Annotated in this window: 1 protein-coding gene and 1 pseudogene; both read right to left on the reverse strand. The window is 67.7% G+C overall.

Annotated elements, in window-relative coordinates:
• Positions 1-205 (reverse strand): annotated as a pseudogene (locus APY03_RS44460) (TrbI/VirB10 family protein); the annotation flags it as partial.
• 2 nt (positions 206-207) lie between these two features.
• Positions 208-493 (reverse strand): TrbG/VirB9 family P-type conjugative transfer protein (locus APY03_RS44465; RefSeq protein WP_232324401.1); only part of this gene is annotated, 286 nt, incomplete at its 5' end.

Here is a 493-nt window from a genome sequence, read left to right on the forward strand (position 1 = left end):
TCTGCTCATTGGCACCGCGCCGCTGCGGTTGCAGCGACCAGATCGTGGCCCCGAGTACGGCGACCGACAGGCCGCCGACGAGGATGGCCAGCGTGCGCCGATTCAGGCGCGTGACCGGGCGCGGCTGGGCGCGCAGCGCCACCGCCTCGGGCGCGACCTTGCCCGCCTGCGGCGTGGCGAGGTCAGGGGTGTCGTCCTGGCTCATGGTCAGTTCCTCCGTGCCACGCTATCCGTGCGCTCGATTCGCACCACGTCGCCCTTGTCGCCACCCAGGCGCAGTTCGGCGGCACCGAATAGCCGATCCACGATGTAGTACGGCGAGCGGAAGCGGTAATTGACCAATTGCCCGTCGCCTTCCGGCCCGATCACGAACAAGGGCGGCAATTCACCCTGAGCGATACCGGGCGGGAACTGGATATAGACCTTCTGCCCGTCGTCGAAGGCACGCAGCGGCTTCCACGGCGGATTGCTGCCGCTGATGGCATAGCGGAAG

This window comes from Variovorax sp. WDL1 (genome assembly GCF_001541225.1).
Taxonomy (GTDB): Bacteria; Pseudomonadota; Gammaproteobacteria; order Burkholderiales; family Burkholderiaceae_C; genus Variovorax.